This window comes from Paramixta manurensis (assembly GCF_013285385.1).
GTDB lineage: Bacteria > Pseudomonadota > Gammaproteobacteria > Enterobacterales > Enterobacteriaceae > Paramixta > Paramixta manurensis.
The window spans coordinates 2421919-2436502 of the sequence record NZ_CP054212.1; the positions used below are offsets into that span (position 1 = coordinate 2421919).

Here is a 14584-nt window from a genome sequence, read left to right on the forward strand (position 1 = left end):
GTGGCCTTAATTGAGTTCAGGTAGCGGCGAATTAAGAGATAATACGATAACTTGCGCCGCGCCAGAAGAGATCTGTCAGGAAAAGTTGACAGCGGCGCAACGCAAGTTGCCACTATGGTGCTCAGTTGGCGGTTTTATCGCCGCCTTTCTGTACCGCGTCTTTCAGTTGAGTAAGCAACTCGCGGCGGAAATCGCCCAACCGCGGTTTGTCGCCTTCAAGCCACGGCAGCGGGCGGCATAACTCCATCGCTTTGATTCCCAAACGGGCGGTTAGCAGACCGGCGCCAATCCCCTGCGCGGCCCGCGCAGAAAGCCGCGCCGCAATGTCTTGCGACATCCAATCCATGCCCACTTCCCGCACCAGTTCAGAGGCACCGGCAAAAGCAATATTCAATAACACCAGACGAAATAAACGAATACGGCTGAAATAACCTAACTGAATGCCATACAGCGCGGCGATGCGGTTGACCAGACGTAAGTTACGCCAGGCGATAAACGCCATATCCACCAGCGCCAGCGGGCTGACCGCAATCATCAAGGTCGATTCCGCCGCGCTACGGCTAATTTCGCGGCGTGCTTGCTTATCCAGCACTGGCTGAACGCACTGCGCGTACAGCGCAACAATTTCACGATCATTATGCGTTTCATGTAGCGAAGCCTGCCAACGTTGCAGCGCCGGATGCCCTTGATCGAGGCCCGCCTGACGCGCCAGCTTTTCACAAAACTCACGGCCTTGCCCCATGCCGTGGCTGGTTAACAATCTGCGCCCTACTTCACGCTCTTCGGCCCGTTCACGCAGTTTATACAGCCGACGCCATTCGGCGGTCACGGAACCGATGCCTGCGACCACAATTAACCCACCGGCAATACCGCCGCCGAGCCCAATCCAGTCATGCGTTATCCAGGCATGATGTGTCCACTGTATGCCCTGCGCAACTACGCTCACGCCGAATAAACCTAATCCGACGCTGACCAGACGACGCCACAGACTACGCTTCGGGCGTAGCGCGGCCTCCACCACGCGTTCACCGCTATGTTCGGGTTGCGCCTCCGGCTCCCACGCCTGCTCAGCGATAAATGAGGGATTCTCGGCTTCGCTAAACGTCTTCGGCGCTTTAATTAGCGTCTCAGATTCGGTTTCCAGCGGCTGAGCAAAATCAATACGCGGTTTCAGCGGTGCGGTCATCGCAGTTTATCTCCCAGTAAAAACTCCATCGCTGCATCCATTCGGATATGCGGTAAGGGCCGATCGACATCCAGATCTTGTGGCCGAAATTGTTCGAAATGGAACCCTTGTTGCTGCCAGAAAGCGTTTCCCGGCAAACGTGGCGGCACTTCGCCGGGGTAAAACGTCATGGCGCTATCATCGCTCAAACGATGCCCGCGCAAGGCCGGGATCTTCTCTCCCTGGTGATCAACCATGCCGCTTTGTGTCGCCTGCACCGATGCCAAACCAACGCAATCCATGGTAATGCCTTCAAAGGCCGCATTCTGCCATGCGTCCTGTACCAGTTGTTGCAACAATGAAACCAGGTTGGCATGTTGGTCGGCAGTAACGTGATCGGATTTAGTGGCGGCAAACAACAATTTATCGATAACCGGCGAGAATAAACGGCGAAACAGCGTGCGTTGACCGTAATGAAAGCTTTGCATTAGCTGAGTCAACGCCAGCCGCATATCATTAAATGCCTGCGGCCCGCTGTTCAGCGGCTGGAGACAATCAACCAACACGATTTGCCGATCAAACCGCAGGAAATGGTTCTTATAGAACCCCTTCACCACATGCTGGCAATAATAATGATAACGTGAACGTAACATCCCGATATTGGTCTGTTTATCCGCCTGCGCCAGCCGCGCCTCACTGGCCGCATCTTCCTCCGGCCACGGAAAAAATTGCAGCGCCGGGGCGCCGGCCATATCGCCCGGCAGCACGAAGCGGCCCGGTTGAATAAAATGCAGCCCTTCCTGTTTGCAGCGCAACAAATATGCCGTCCAGGCTTGCGCAATCGCCGCCAGGCGGTTTTCATCGGCTGGCGCTAAAGGATCAAGCCCGGCGCATAATGCACGCCACGGTTTTGCCCATTCGGCGCGATCGCCCTGTAACAGGCCGGTCATCTGCCGCGACCAACTATGGTAATCCTGCGCCAGCATCGGCAAATCTAGTAGCCATTCGCCCGGATAGTCGACAATTTCGAGATACAGGGTGGAGGTTTCTTTAAAGTGGCGCAGCAAGGAGTCACGGGAGCGGTAGCGTATTGCCAGACGCATTTCACTGACGCCACGCGTCGGCGTCGGCCAGGCTGGCGGTTGGGCGTAAAGCTGCGATAAACCTTCGTCATAGGTAAAACGCTGAATCCCCATATCGCGTTGCGGAACGCGTTTCACGCCTAAAATGCGCTCTTCCCGTAAGGCGGAGAACATCGGTAAGCGTGCGCCGCCATGCACATTCAGCAGTTGATTGACCAGCGAAGTGATAAAAGCCGTCTTGCCGCTGCGGCTGAGCCCGGTAACGGCAAGGCGTAAATGTCGATCCACGCCACGATTAACTAACGACATCAATTCATTTTGCAGTCGTTTCATTTGTCTCCTTGTTGAAACGTGCGCTCACATGGCGCATCGCTCGCGCCAGAATCGGTTCCAGCGTCAAAGTGAGTAAGATACGCAGCGGACGACGCGCCACGGATTTGACGGCCCAACCGGCAATGCCTGCCGGGCCATAGGTTGCTGCATTGATAATGATAAATTTTCCGACCGACTTCAATGCGGGCACCGCATGGCGACGGAAACGACCTGACTGATACGCTGACATACGCATTTCCCCTAATGGCTGATAAATCGGGCCCGCATCGCCCAATCGGTGGTTTACAACTGACGGAACCGGCTACGCAAGGTAAAAGTATCGGAGGTTATATAACGCTCCATTTCACGCAGGCGCCGCTCGCCCGCCGCTAACTCGGCATCGACCGCATCAAACAACGTCTCGCTGTCTGGCGCCTCTTCGCCGTTAGCCGCGTTGGACGGCAACGGGTCAAGCACAAATGTCAGAACGATATAGGCAGCCAGCGTAAAGAAAAACAACCCGAAGATCATGGATAACACCACAATCAGCCGTACCAGCTTCACCGGCACATCCAGATAGTGCGCGATACCGGCGCAGACGCCTTTTAATTTCCCTTGTTGTGGAATGCGCCAAAGTTTTTTATTTTTCAGTAACCGTGTCATTCGCGACCTCTCCAGTTTGGGTGTTCTGCATCCAGAATCGCTTCCAGCGCCTGGATACGTTCACGCATACGCTTCGCTTCTTCGTTTAATGCCAACAAACGCTGCTGTTCACTGTGCGACAGTTCCCCGCGCTTCGGGCGATTGCTGTAATGAAGCCATAACCATATCGGCGCGACGAATAGCACAAAAATTGTCAACGGGATGGCAAGGAATAACGCGCTCATTCACTCTCCTTGAATTCACTGCCCCGCGCGCGAAATGCGCGGCGGGATAAGTTTTTCACTCTGCATCCGGGTTTACGGATTTTCAGTACGGCTCATTTTGGCTTTCAACGCCGCCAGTTGTTCACTGATTTCATCGTTAGCTTTTAATTCAGCGAAGTCCTGATCGAGCGATTTCTGTTTACCGAACCGCTGACTTTCCGCTTCCGCTTCCATATGGTCAATACGACGTTCAAATGACTCAAAACGCGCCATCGCTTCATCAATTTTACCGCTATCCAACTGGCGGCGAACATCGCGTGAAGACGCGGCGGCCTGATGGCGTAAAGTCAACGCCTGTTGACGCGCACGCGTTTCACTCAGTTTTTTCTCGAGTTCGCCAATCTCGCCTTTCATTCTTTCCAGCGTTTCCTCTACCTGGCTGGCATCCTGCTTCAGAATGCTGATCAAATCGGTTAACTTTTGTTTTTCAATTAACGCGGCGCGCGCCAGATCTTCTTTATCTTTACGCAACGCCAGCTCGGCCTTTTCCTGCCATTCCGCCTGTTGGCTTTCAGCCTGTTCAATACGACGCAATAGCTGTTTTTTCTCTGCCAACGCGCGCGCTGACGTTGAACGAACCTCAACCAACGTGTCTTCCATTTCCTGAATCATCAGACGCACTAACTTTTGTGGATCCTCGGCTTTTTCCAGCAGCGAGTTAATGTTGGCGTTCACAATGTCGGCAAAGCGCGAAAAAATACCCATAATCACCATCCTCTTTATCTGTTTGTGGTGTGCAGTAGATAGCATGATTAATTCAAGATGCGTGCCAACTTTTATGTTGTTGATTTTTAATGGCACATTGTTTTTCCTGATTCTATAATGTTATTTCAGGTGGTGTAACACACTAACAGTTGGTGAAATTGATTATGAGCGAGCATATTGAAAACCTGCTGGGCGAAGCGAACAATTTCCTTGAGATGCTGGAGCAGGTTTCACGTCTGGCCCCTCTAAATAAACCGGTTTTGATTGTTGGCGAACGCGGCACCGGGAAGGAATTGATAGCGAACCGCCTCCATTATCTTTCCGAACGCTGGCAGGGGCCGTTTATTTCACTTAATTGCGCCGCGTTAAATGAAAATCTGCTCGATTCGGAGCTATTCGGTCATGAGGCTGGCGCCTTTACCGGCGCGCAGAAACGCCATTTAGGGCGTTTTGAGCGGGCCGATGGCGGTACGTTGTTTCTGGATGAATTGGCGACCGCGCCCATGCTGGTCCAGGAAAAACTATTACGCGTCATTGAATATGGTCAACTGGAGCGTGTCGGCGGTAACCAACCACTACAGGTAAGCGTGCGTCTGGTGTGCGCGACCAATGAAGACTTACCAGCGCTCGCCGAACAGGGGAAATTTCGCGCTGACCTGCTTGACAGGCTAGCGTTTGACGTGGTGCAACTACCGCCATTACGTGCGCGACGTGGCGATATTTTAGTGATGGCGGAACACTTCGCGATTCAAATGTGTCGTGAATTGAGCTTGCCGCTCTTCCCCGGCTTTTCGGCGCAGGCACAACAAACCTTGCTGGACTATCACTGGCCCGGCAATGTGCGAGAGTTAAAAAACGTGGTGGAACGTTCAGTATATCGCCACGGTACCAGCAGTCAGGAACTGGCAACCATCATCATTAATCCTTTTAGTCTACGCGCCGCCCCGGCGGTGCCTATGACAACTGACGCATTGCCATCATTACCGCTCGACCTGCGTCAATGGCAAAATCAGCAGGAAAAACAATTGCTGGAGAAGAGCTTGCAACAGGCGCGTTTTAATCAACGCCGCGCCGCCGAACTCCTCGGGGTGACCTATCATCAGTTTCGGGCGATGTTAAAAAAGCAGGGTGTGGTTTCGCATTCGGAACAGCGCTTACAGGACGAGTGATCACGATAAAAAAAAGCCCGCGCAAGGCGGGCTGAAAAATACTGGAAGCAATGTGAGCAATGTCGTGCTCTTCTTCGGTAGAGCCACCGTCGAAGTGCAAATGAATAATAATCATTCTCACTATCATCTGTAAAGTAGTTTATTGAGAATTTTTCTCATTACCACACCAACATCAGGCGTACTCTCGCTGTTTGCCCTACCTCCGGCTGAACATCATGCCCGGTTTGTCGGAAAAAACAGCGGTTATACCGGCAAATTTTGGGACAATGCGCAGAGTGCGATACACTCTGTCAATTGCCGGTAAACTATTGCAGCCTATGCCCAAATTACTCTCCTCGTTACTGTTAGGATTGAGCGTCCTGAGCGCCTCGGCCTGGTCGGCTTCGCCGGGTGATATTCGCCAGAGCGGTTTTGTCTATTGCGTTAATGGCGTAATGAATACCTTTAATCCTCAACTCGCTAGCGGCGGTTTAGCGGTTGATACCCTTTCCGCCCAACTTTATGACCGCTTACTGGATGTTGATCCCTATACGTATCGCTTGATTCCCGAACTGGCCGAAAGTTGGGAGGTGCGGGATAACGGTGCAACTTACCGGTTTCATTTGCGGCATAAGGTCGCGTTTCAAAAAACCGCCTGGTTTACTCCCAGCCGCCCACTTAATGCCGATGACGTGGTGTTTAGCTTCTCGCGCATCTTCGATCGCCATCATCCCTGGCACAACGTCAGCGGCGGTAATTATCCCTATTTCGATAGCCTGCAATTCGCCGATTCGGTGCAAAGCATAAAAAAACTGAATAACGATACGGTGGAGATCCGGCTGAACAGCCCGGACGCCTCTTTCCTTTGGCACCTGGCAACACACTACGCGCCGGTAATGTCGGCGGAATATGCCGACCAGCTCACTCGCCTTGACCGTCAGGAACAGATGGATCAACTACCGGTGGGGACCGGCCCGTTTATGCTGAGTGAATATCGGGCGGGGCAATATATCCGTCTGGCGCGTAATCCGGACTACTGGAAAGGCGTGCCGCGCATGCCGCAAGTGGTGATTGACATGGGCGCAGGCGGCACCGGCCGCTTATCAAAATTATTAACCGGCGAGTGTGATGTATTGGCCTATCCTGCCGCCAGCCAGCTCTCGATTTTACGCGACGATCCACGTTTGCGGTTGACGCTGCGCCCCGGCATGAACATCGCTTATCTGGCTTTTAACACTCGCAAGCCACCGCTGGATCGACCGGCGGTCCGCCAAGCCCTGGCATTAGCCATTAATAATGAACGCCTGATGGAATCGATCTATTACGGCACGGCGGAAACCGCCGCCTCGATTTTACCGCGCGCGTCGTGGGCCTATGATAATAACGCTCACATTACTCCCTATAACCCGCAGAAAGCGCGTGAGCAGTTGAAAGCGCTGGGAATAGAAAACCTCCATCTGACGTTGTGGGTGCCCTCCTCTTCACAGTCCTGGAACCCCAGCCCGCTGAAGACCGCCGAACTCATTCAGGCCGATATGGCACAGATTGGCGTGCGAGTGACCATTGTTCAGGTTGAGGGGCGCTTTCAAGAGGCGCGCCTGATGGAGATGAATCACGATTTGACGCTGACCGGTTGGGCGACAGACAGTAACGATCCGGACAGTTTTTTCCGCCCGTTGCTAAGTTGCGCGGCGATTCGTTCCCAGACCAATTATGCGCATTGGTGTGATCCGGCATTCGATAGTGTGCTGCACAAGGCGCTGTTATCACAGCAGTTGGCTTCTCGCATCGAGCAGTATGATGAAGCACAGCGCATATTGGCGGAACAATTACCGGTGCTGCCCCTCGCCTCATCATTACGCCTACAGGCCTATCGACATGATATTGAAGGCCTGGTTTTGAGCCCGTTTGGCAACGCCTCGTTTGCTGGCGTTCATCGCAATCCGCGCGAGGAGACCACACCATGATTATCTACACCCTGCGTCGCCTGGTGTTGCTGATCGTTACGCTCTTTATGCTGACGCTGGTCGGCTTTAGCCTGAGCTATTTTACGCCCCATGCGCCGCTACAGGGCGCTTCGCTGTATGATGCCTGGTGGTTTTGGTTTACTGGCGTATTGCAATTTGATTTTGGCGTTTCCAGCATCAACGGTCAGCCCATTAGTCAGCAGTTGTGGGAAGTTTTTCCTGCCACGCTGGAACTGTGCATTATGGCGTTTACACTGGCGTTATTGATCGGTATTCCGTTTGGCATTATCGCCGGTGTGATGCGTAATAAATGGCAGGATAAAGCGATCAGCGCCTTCGCGCTATTGGGCTTTTCCATGCCGGTCTTCTGGCTGGCGTTACTACTGACCCTGTTCTTTTCACTCAACCTGGGCTGGCTGCCGGTTTCCGGACGTATTGATTTGTTGTATCAAGTCAAACACGTTACCGGCTTCGCGTTAATCGATGCCTGGCTGAGCCACTCGCCGTGGCGCCATGAAATGATTATCAGTGTGCTGACCCACATGGTTCTACCGGTGACCGCGCTCGCCGTGGCGCCGACCACCGAAGTGGCGCGCCTGCTGCGCATCAGCACCAGCGAAGTGATTGATACCAACTATGTTAAAGCCGCGGCAACACGCGGCCTGTCGCGTTTTACTGTGATCCGCCGCCACGTACTGCACAATGCGCTACCGCCGGTCATCCCTCGGTTGGGCCTACAGTTTTCGACCATGCTAACGCTGGCGATGATTACCGAAGTGGTGTTCAGTTGGCCGGGGCTTGGGCGTTGGCTGGTGAATGCGATTCGCCAACAAGATTACGCGGCGATTTCCGCAGGCGTGATGGCGGTTGGCGGCATGGTGATTACGGTTAATGTGCTTTCCGATATTCTGGGGGCGATGACCAACCCGCTGAAACACAAGGAATGGTATGCCCTCAGATAATATTTACGCTGAAAAACGCCTGCCAAGCCCGTTCCGGCATACGTGGCGGCTGTTCTATCACGACACCTCGGCAATGGTGGGATTTTACGGCTTTATCGCCCTGCTGTTGTTGTGTGTATTTGGCGGGCTGTTAGCACCATACGGTATTGACCAACAATTCCTGGGTTATCAGCTATTACCGCCGTCCTGGTCGCGTTATGGCGACGTGTCGTTTTTCTTAGGCACTGACGACTTAGGGCGCGATCTACTGAGCCGTTTACTAAGCGGCGCGGCGCCGACCGTCGGTTCGGCCATTCTCGTCACCTTATTGGCGGCGCTGGCGGCAATGGTGCTCGGCGTGTTGGCGGGGTTAACCCGTGGGTTACGTTCAGCAATTATGAATCATGTGCTGGATACACTGCTTTCCATTCCCTCTTTACTGCTCGCCATTGTGGTGGTGGCATTTTTAGGCCCGCGTCTAGAGCACGCGCTGTTAGCGGTGTTTCTTGCCCTGCTACCGCGTTTAGTGCGCGCCATTTATAGCGCGGTGCACGATGAGCTGGAAAAAGATTATGTGGTCGCGGTTCGCCTCGATGGTGCCGGGCGTCTGAATATTCTTTGGCACGCTATTTTGCCGAATATTCTACCATTACTGGTCAGTGAGTTTACGCGTGGATTATCGATGGCGATCCTTGATATTGCCGCGCTGGGGTTTCTCGATTTAGGCGCGCAGCTTCCCTCTCCTGAATGGGGAGCCATGCTCGGCGATGCGTTAGAGTTAATTTATGTTGCGCCCTGGACCGTTATGCTGCCCGGTGCTTCAATCATGGTTAGTGTACTAATCGTCAACCTGTTGGGCGACGGTATCCGCCGAGCCATCGTTGCGGGAGTGGAATAATGCCGTTACTGGATATTCGTAACCTGACCATTGAGTTTATGACCGCTGACGGCCCGGTAAAAGCCGTCGACCGGGTTAACCTCACGCTAACCGAAGGGGAAATCCGCGGCCTGGTGGGTGAATCCGGTTCGGGTAAGAGCCTAATTGCGAAAGCGATTTGCGGCGTTACCAAAGATAACTGGCGCGTCACCGCCGATCGGATGCGTTTTGATGATGTGGATTTGCTGCATCTGACGCCACGTGAACGCCGCCGAATCGTGGGGCACAACGTCTCAATGATTTTTCAGGAGCCGCAATCCTGTCTCGATCCGTCGGAGAGCGTGGGTCGGCAACTGATTCAGGCGATTCCGGGCTGGACCTATAAAGGCCGCTGGTATCAGCGTTTCCGCTGGCGTCGCATACGTGCGATTGAGCTCCTGCATCGAGTCGGGATTAAAGATCATAAAGACATTATGCGCAGTTATCCTTACGAACTCACCGAAGGAGAGTGTCAAAAGGTCATGATCGCGATCGCGCTGGCTAACCAGCCGCGCCTGTTGATTGCCGATGAGCCAACCAATGCGATGGAGCCGACCACCCAAGCGCAGATTTTCAGGTTGCTAAGCCGTTTGAATCAGAACAATAACACCACCATTTTATTGATCAGCCACGATCTGCAAATGATGAGCAAATGGGCCAACCGCATCAATGTAATGTATTGCGGACAAACGGTTGAAACGGCGGGAAGCGATGATTTAATTGCCACACCGCATCATCCTTATACCCAGGCGTTAATCCGCGCGATGCCGGATTTTGGTCGTGCATTGCCGCATAAAAGCCGCCTCAATGCGCTGCCGGGAGCCATTCCCTCGCTGGAACATTTACCGATTGGCTGTCGGCTGGGGCCGCGTTGCCCGTATGCACAAAAAAAATGTACCGAAACGCCACGGCTGACCGGCGCGAAAAATCATCTGTTTGCCTGCCACTTCCCGTTGAATATGGAGACGCAATAATGGTCGAAACGCTACTGGAAGTGCGGAATCTGAGTAAGACCTATCGTTATCGCACCGGCCTATTCCGCCGCCAGCATGTCGAAGCGGTTAAGGGAGTTAGTTTTACCCTGCGGGAAAAACAGACGATGGCGATTATCGGAGAGAATGGGTCCGGTAAATCTACGCTGGCCAAAATGCTCAGCGGTATGATCGCTCCCTCTACCGGTGAGATTGTGATTGATGATCATCCGCTTAAATATGGCGATTATGGGTATCGTAGCCAGCGCATCCGTATGATTTTTCAGGACCCTTCGACGTCGCTCAACCCACGCCAACGTATTAGTCAGATCTTGGATTTACCCTTGCGGTTGAATACAGACTTTGAGGCGGAGGAGCGCGAAAAGCGCATCATCGCGACTCTGCGCCAGGTTGGCCTGCTACGCGACCATGCTTCTTACTATCCGCATATGCTGGCGCCGGGGCAAAAACAGCGCGTTGGGCTGGCGCGCGCCCTGATTCTGCAACCGAAAGTGATTATTGCCGATGAGGCAATGGCCTCATTAGATATGTCGATGCGCTCACAATTAGTCAACCTGATGCTGGAGTTGCAGGAGAAACAGGGGCTTTCTTATATTTACGTTACACAGCACCTCGGCATGATGAAGCACATTAGCGACCAGTTGATCGTGATGCATCAGGGTGAAGTGGTGGAACGCGGCGGCACCGCCGATGTATTGGCTTCACCGTTACATGAACTGACAAAACGGCTGATTAGCAGTCATTTCGGCGAAGCGCTGACGGCGGAAGCCTGGCGTAAAGATTGGTGATCGGCAGCAAGAGTCACCATGAAAGCTGTCTGAGATCAAGCGATTCCCGGCCGCAACTCATACTAACGCCTCCTAAGGAGTCGTGCTAGAATCGCCGGGTCGATTAACGTCGGTCGCAGTTTTATTGTCTAAATGCGGCCGCCAACAACAATGACCATAAGGATTACAGCTATGGGTTTTCTTTCCGGTAAGCGCATTCTGATTACTGGCGTTGCCAGTAAGCTCTCCATCGCATACGGTATTGCACAGGCGATGCACAAACAGGGCGCCGAGCTGGCTTTCACCTACCAGAACGACAAATTGAAGGGTCGTGTGGAGGAGTTTGCTAAAGAACTGGGCTCTGAGATTGTTCTGCCGTGCGATGTTGCTGAAGATGAGAGCATCACAGCGCTGTTTACTGAACTGGCAAAAACCTGGCCAAAATTTGACGGTTTCGTCCACTCTATCGGCTTTGCGCCGGGCGACCAGTTGGATGGCGATTATGTCAACGCCGTTACGCGTGAAGGTTTCAAAATTGCACACGATATTAGCGCGTACAGCTTCGTGGCGATGGCTAAAGAATGCCGTGCGATGCTGAACCCGAATGCTGCATTGCTGACGCTTTCTTACCTCGGCGCTGAGCGTGCGATCCCGAACTATAACGTTATGGGTCTGGCTAAAGCTTCACTGGAAGCTAACGTGCGCTATATGGCAAACGCAATGGGTCCGGAAGGTGTGCGTGTTAACGCCGTTTCTGCTGGCCCAATTCGTACCCTTGCGGCCTCCGGCATTAAGGACTTCCGTAAAATGCTGGCGCACTGCGAAGCCGTTACGCCAATTCGTCGTACCGTTACCATTGAAGATGTAGGTAACTCCGCTGCGTTCCTGTGTTCCGATTTAGCCGGTGGGATTACCGGTGAAGTGGTTCACGTTGATGGCGGCTTCAGCATTGCCGCGATGAATGAGTTAGAACTGAAATAATCTGTCCGGGCGAGGGTCCCCTCGCCCGCTTCTTACGTCAATCATCCCGCTCCGTTTCTGTTATACCTTCCTGCTATTAATTATCACTGAACAATCTTTCATTCGCGTAGCGCCATCAGCCAGGATAGTCATGCCATTCTGGCCCGAGCCGCGACGTGACCGGTTACGTTGTTGGGTCCGGGTCAATTAACATGTAAAAGGAATGACCATGGAACAACGCCGTTACCCCGGCAATAGCCAGTGGTACCATGAAACCCAGGCCAGCCTTTGTGCCGTCACGGATTCATCGCAAATCTCTCATGCGGCTGAACCGGAAGATGGCTTTTTACCGGGCCTTCGTAAGCAGGCAGATGCAACACTAACGCCGCTATTACACGGTGCTCAACCCGCGTTACGCATTGCACGCGATCTGCATCAGGTTCTGTTCCCGCCTGCGCTTGAAACGTCTCTGACTCATACCTTAACGCTGTATGACCGTTTGAGTACGGCGTTAACCGTCGCCCAAGTCACCGGCGTTCAGCGGCTGTGTAACCACTATGCCACGCGCCTCAATCCCCTGCCGGGACCGGACTCTTCACGTGAAAGCAATAATCGCCTGACGCAAATCACGCAATATGCGCGGCAACTCGCCAGCCAACCCACGCTGATTGATGCGGCGGCATTACAGCGGCTTGATGAAGTGGGCCTGACGACGCCGGATATCATTACGTTCAGCCAGATTATTGGTTATGTGAGCTATCAGGCGCGGGTGGTAGCTGGCTTGCAGGCGCTAAGTGGTATGCCGGTACGTTGGATACCCGGAGTAACCATTCCTGACGATGCGCCAGCCGAACGTTTTACTCAAGCCGTTGAGTGGCAGCCACAGTTACCGCCGGTTGAGTTACGTTATGCCAACGCGGAGCAACTAGAGGTACTCACCTTTTGCCAGCCGCAACCAGGGTTACAACACATTGCCTGGCTACTGGCGCACGATGCCCGTGCCTTATATGGCTGGGCGTCGTTAAACGCCGAGCTGGAAGCGGCTGGCGACGCTACCGATGAGAGATTAGCCGAGGCGGTAAGCGCTCGAATAAACGGCAGCGCCGGTTGTTTTGCCGGTTATCAAGGGGAGCTGGCAGCCGCTTTGCGTATCGGGGTTGAGGAAGCGCTGCAGGCAGCCGGGAAAGGTTCATCGGCTATGGCGGTGATAAATGCCGCCGCGCAACTCACCCGTTCGCCGGAGCGTTTTAGCGCCGCGCACCTGCAACCGTTGCAAGATTGTGGTCTGTCGTCGGCGGCCATTTTCAGCCTGATCCAGAAAATTGCTTTTGCTAACTGGAATAATCGCCTGCTGCAAACGTTAGGCACCGCAGGCTGAATAACGTTTTAGCGTTAGGTTATGTAATTAGAAAGCCTCTAAAAGAGGCTTTTTTTATTAGGCGTATTTTCTTTGTCAGGCACTCTCTTCTTGCGACGGTCGTCACAAATTTAGTTAGTCCCTATTGAAATGGAGGTTAGTTCCGCGATAGATAGCGGCCAGGATAAAAGGTGTGAATAGATGGATGATTATAAAGAAGGTAGTCTCCGGTTGCTGACATTAGGGGAAATTAAATTACCTCTGTTACTCATCTCTTCAATCCTTGTTACAGGATGTCCGGGCATTGGCGATCGATTACAACCAGACGAGACAACCTCTGTGAGTAAAATTAGAGACGAGATATGCTTCCTGGTTCCAAATTCTCGTGATTATCAGCCTATTTTTATCGCTATTAATCAACGCAACAAACCTTCTCAGGAGATGACATTTACGCGTAAACCGGATCTTCATGTTCAAAATGGTCAACTCTGTCTCCCTGCTGATTTTTACGCATTCCCGGAAAAAGGCGAATTTATTGTGCAATATATTCTTGCCTCGCAAAAAGACAGCGAATCTCGCCGCAGCGTCGTGTCTGCTTTCGAAATAGCCAACGGACGGGTGCATAACCTCACACTGACCAGGCAAGAGATTACTCGCTAGCCATAGCGACAATGGTCATGGCACAGCTTCCAATGGACGCATAGTTGCGTCTTTTGAGGTTAACTATCATGTTATTCCTAAGAGTGAAAAAAACGAGAGGATGGCTGAAAGCGAATCCGAAATTCAATGTTATCTATCCGCCAGTGTACTCACCGTGGGTAAATCATGTCGAGCGGCGATGACAGGCGCTACACGATACGATGATCCGCAACCACCCATGCCGCTCAATGTAGCAGTTGCTGAAAAAGGTTCACCATTTTATGGAAACCGTTAGCCCATTCCCGGGAGGGAAACATGGGTGGCAAAAGTATAGCTGTATTGAACTCAGTTAGTTAGATATATAAAAATGAAATCCAATAAGTTACAAAAAAACATCCAACCCCCAAAGAAAATCATAGCGAACACGATTTTCCTAACTATTTTCTTTTGAGTGACAGATCACGAAATAACAAAAAAAAACCATATACAGTACTCCTATGCATTAAGTTCCTAAAATATAGATTGGACGTAGTTAACTTAAAAGGAAATAAAAATAAAAATTTTATCAAAAAGAAAGATCTATATTGTTTCTGGTAGTGGTGCCAATTCTAACTCTGAATTCAACGTTACCAGAAACAAGCCACCCAGAAATAAAGGTGGTACTTATGGTAATGATCCCTGTGCCGCTGGCATATTTGGTGGCCTTG

At 52.4% G+C, this 14584-nt stretch carries 15 protein-coding genes and 1 pseudogene; 10 read left to right on the top strand and 6 right to left on the bottom strand.

Going from position 1 to position 14584, the window contains the following annotated elements; translation table 11 throughout:
• Nucleotides 1-121: 121 nt before the first annotated feature.
• From PMPD1_RS11705 to pspA, 6 genes are all read right to left on the bottom strand, one after another.
• Nucleotides 122-1186 (bottom strand): YcjF family protein, encoded by a 1065-nt coding sequence (locus PMPD1_RS11705; RefSeq protein WP_173634205.1) that lies wholly within the window; start codon nt 1184-1186, stop codon nt 122-124.
• Nucleotides 1183-2580 (bottom strand): YcjX family GTP-binding protein, encoded by a 1398-nt coding sequence (locus tag PMPD1_RS11710; protein WP_173634206.1) that lies wholly within the window; start codon nt 2578-2580, stop codon nt 1183-1185. The genes PMPD1_RS11705 and PMPD1_RS11710 overlap by 4 nt, the downstream gene beginning before the upstream one ends.
• Complete coding sequence (pspD, locus tag PMPD1_RS11715; protein WP_173634207.1) at nt 2561-2809, bottom strand: phage shock protein PspD; 249 nt, start codon at nt 2807-2809, stop codon at nt 2561-2563. The genes PMPD1_RS11710 and pspD overlap by 20 nt, the downstream gene beginning before the upstream one ends.
• 53 nt (nt 2810-2862) lie before the next feature.
• On the bottom strand, nt 2863-3222 hold the full coding sequence (gene pspC, locus PMPD1_RS11720; protein ID WP_173634208.1) for an envelope stress response membrane protein PspC: 360 nt from the start codon (nt 3220-3222) through the stop codon (nt 2863-2865).
• Nucleotides 3219-3446, bottom strand: coding sequence for an envelope stress response membrane protein PspB (gene pspB, locus PMPD1_RS11725; RefSeq protein WP_173634209.1), 228 nt, complete (start codon nt 3444-3446; stop codon nt 3219-3221). Before pspB ends, pspC begins: the two co-directional genes overlap by 4 nt.
• Nucleotides 3447-3518: 72 nt before the next feature.
• Nucleotides 3519-4190, bottom strand: a complete 672-nt coding sequence (gene pspA / locus PMPD1_RS11730; RefSeq protein ID WP_173634210.1) for a phage shock protein PspA — start codon at nt 4188-4190, stop codon at nt 3519-3521.
• 164 nt (nt 4191-4354) lie between these two features.
• Between pspA and pspF the strand changes: the two genes are divergently transcribed.
• The 10 genes and pseudogenes from pspF to PMPD1_RS11780 form a co-directional block, all read left to right on the top strand.
• Complete coding sequence (gene pspF, locus PMPD1_RS11735) at nt 4355-5359, top strand: phage shock protein operon transcriptional activator (protein ID WP_173634211.1); 1005 nt, start codon at nt 4355-4357, stop codon at nt 5357-5359.
• A 317-nt stretch (nt 5360-5676) separates the two neighbouring features.
• The gene (gene sapA, locus PMPD1_RS11740) at nt 5677-7305 is read left to right on the top strand and encodes an ABC transporter substrate-binding protein SapA (protein WP_173636203.1); all 1629 of its coding nucleotides are present in this window, start codon (nt 5677-5679) and stop codon (nt 7303-7305) included.
• Nucleotides 7302-8267, top strand: a complete 966-nt coding sequence (gene sapB, locus PMPD1_RS11745) for a putrescine export ABC transporter permease SapB (RefSeq protein ID WP_173634212.1) — start codon at nt 7302-7304, stop codon at nt 8265-8267. Before sapA ends, sapB begins: the two co-directional genes overlap by 4 nt.
• On the top strand, nt 8254-9144 hold the full coding sequence (gene sapC, locus PMPD1_RS11750) for a putrescine export ABC transporter permease SapC (RefSeq protein ID WP_173634213.1): 891 nt from the start codon (nt 8254-8256) through the stop codon (nt 9142-9144). The genes sapB and sapC overlap by 14 nt, the downstream gene beginning before the upstream one ends.
• Nucleotides 9144-10136 carry a putrescine export ABC transporter ATP-binding protein SapD gene (gene sapD, locus PMPD1_RS11755; RefSeq protein WP_173634214.1) on the top strand — a complete coding sequence of 331 codons (993 nt, stop codon included), beginning with the start codon at nt 9144-9146 and terminating at the stop codon, nt 10134-10136. The genes sapC and sapD overlap by 1 nt, the downstream gene beginning before the upstream one ends.
• Nucleotides 10136-10942 (top strand): putrescine export ABC transporter ATP-binding protein SapF, encoded by an 807-nt coding sequence (gene sapF, locus PMPD1_RS11760; protein ID WP_173634215.1) that lies wholly within the window; start codon nt 10136-10138, stop codon nt 10940-10942. The genes sapD and sapF overlap by 1 nt, the downstream gene beginning before the upstream one ends.
• A 171-nt stretch (nt 10943-11113) precedes the next feature.
• A complete protein-coding gene (gene fabI, locus PMPD1_RS11765; RefSeq protein ID WP_173634216.1) occupies nt 11114-11902 on the top strand; it encodes an enoyl-ACP reductase FabI in 789 nt (262 codons plus the stop codon).
• Between the two features lie 208 nt (nt 11903-12110).
• Nucleotides 12111-13259, top strand: a complete 1149-nt coding sequence (locus PMPD1_RS11770; protein WP_173634217.1) for a CMD domain-containing protein — start codon at nt 12111-12113, stop codon at nt 13257-13259.
• A gap of 180 nt (nt 13260-13439) precedes the next feature.
• Nucleotides 13440-13898: a putative T6SS immunity periplasmic lipoprotein gene (locus PMPD1_RS11775; RefSeq protein ID WP_173634218.1), complete on the top strand. Its 459-nt coding sequence runs from the start codon at nt 13440-13442 to the stop codon at nt 13896-13898.
• An 86-nt stretch (nt 13899-13984) separates the two neighbouring features.
• A pseudogene (locus PMPD1_RS11780) lies at nt 13985-14230 on the top strand (IS630 family transposase); the annotation flags it as partial.
• Nucleotides 14231-14584 lie beyond the last annotated feature (354 nt).

Coding starts and splice junctions, on each gene's coding strand:
- PMPD1_RS11705 (WP_173634205.1), bottom strand. CDS start 1,186: ATGACCGCACCGCTGAAACCGCGTATTGATTTTGCTCAGCCGCTGGAA.
- PMPD1_RS11710 (WP_173634206.1), bottom strand. CDS start 2,580: ATGAAACGACTGCAAAATGAATTGATGTCGTTAGTTAATCGTGGCGTG.
- pspD (WP_173634207.1), bottom strand. CDS start 2,809: ATGTCAGCGTATCAGTCAGGTCGTTTCCGTCGCCATGCGGTGCCCGCA.
- pspC (WP_173634208.1), bottom strand. CDS start 3,222: ATGACACGGTTACTGAAAAATAAAAAACTTTGGCGCATTCCACAACAA.
- pspB (WP_173634209.1), bottom strand. CDS start 3,446: ATGAGCGCGTTATTCCTTGCCATCCCGTTGACAATTTTTGTGCTATTC.
- pspA (WP_173634210.1), bottom strand. CDS start 4,190: ATGGGTATTTTTTCGCGCTTTGCCGACATTGTGAACGCCAACATTAAC.
- pspF (WP_173634211.1), top strand. CDS start 4,355: ATGAGCGAGCATATTGAAAACCTGCTGGGCGAAGCGAACAATTTCCTT.
- sapA (WP_173636203.1), top strand. CDS start 5,677: ATGCCCAAATTACTCTCCTCGTTACTGTTAGGATTGAGCGTCCTGAGC.
- sapB (WP_173634212.1), top strand. CDS start 7,302: ATGATTATCTACACCCTGCGTCGCCTGGTGTTGCTGATCGTTACGCTC.
- sapC (WP_173634213.1), top strand. CDS start 8,254: ATGCCCTCAGATAATATTTACGCTGAAAAACGCCTGCCAAGCCCGTTC.
- sapD (WP_173634214.1), top strand. CDS start 9,144: ATGCCGTTACTGGATATTCGTAACCTGACCATTGAGTTTATGACCGCT.
- sapF (WP_173634215.1), top strand. CDS start 10,136: ATGGTCGAAACGCTACTGGAAGTGCGGAATCTGAGTAAGACCTATCGT.
- fabI (WP_173634216.1), top strand. CDS start 11,114: ATGGGTTTTCTTTCCGGTAAGCGCATTCTGATTACTGGCGTTGCCAGT.
- PMPD1_RS11770 (WP_173634217.1), top strand. CDS start 12,111: ATGGAACAACGCCGTTACCCCGGCAATAGCCAGTGGTACCATGAAACC.
- PMPD1_RS11775 (WP_173634218.1), top strand. CDS start 13,440: ATGGATGATTATAAAGAAGGTAGTCTCCGGTTGCTGACATTAGGGGAA.